The organism is Bradyrhizobium sp. Kon10, from assembly GCF_055807395.1.
In genome coordinates, this window is the sequence record NZ_JBVVOZ010000112.1 from 1 (window position 1) to 697 (window position 697).

General features: G+C 60.1%; 2 protein-coding genes. Both read right to left on the reverse strand.

The genetic code is table 11. The features are described from left to right. The coding region (locus AC0L2O_RS36285) for a hypothetical protein (protein WP_473373133.1) at nt 1–206 on the reverse strand (206 nt) is incomplete at its 3' end. 8 nt (nt 207–214) lie between these two features. Then, nucleotides 215–694, reverse strand: a complete 480-nt coding sequence (locus AC0L2O_RS36290) for a tripartite tricarboxylate transporter substrate-binding protein (protein WP_473373134.1) — start codon at nt 692–694, stop codon at nt 215–217. Nucleotides 695–697 lie beyond the last annotated feature (3 nt).

The window sequence follows — 697 nt, forward strand, 5'->3', positions numbered from 1 at the left end:
CCGGATCGCTTTTGCCCGTAATTGATTTGCCAACAATTGCAAAGTTCGATCTCGACGTCTTCGATGCCGGCCGCGACATATTTCGGCGGCGTGATATCGCAGATGACGTGCTCGTGCATCAAAGTGGGTCCAAGGGCGGCGGGGTCGACGATCCCCCGCACCGTTTGCGCCCGTCCTTTCAGGGCCAGTCTGTCGAGCTTTGACATTGCTATCCTCACTGCTCCGGCTTGAGTCCAGCGAACTCGATCGCCTTCTTCCATTTAACGTTCTCTTCGGCGATCAACGTCGCCATCTCTTCTGGCGAGCCGCCGACCGGATCCGCGCCGAGCTTTCGCATCTTCTCTGCCATTTCCTTGTCGGCCAGGTAGGTATTCGCGCTCCTGTTGAGCTTGCTGATGATGTCTGCACGCGTCCTGACCGGAGTTGCGATCGTGAACCAGGATGAGGCCTCATAACCCGGAACCCCGGATTCGGCGACAGTCGGCACGTTTGGCAATTCCGGCCAGCGCATTGCGGTGGTGACGGCGAGTGCGCGAAGCTTGCCTGCCTCCACATACGGCAGGGCCGCAGGAAGATTGTCGAGCGACATGTCGACCCGGCCTCCGATCACGTCAGTCAGCGCCGGTGCGCTGCCGCGATACGGCACGTGTAGCAAATCGATGCCGGCCATCGACTTCAAGAGCTCGGTCGCCACGTG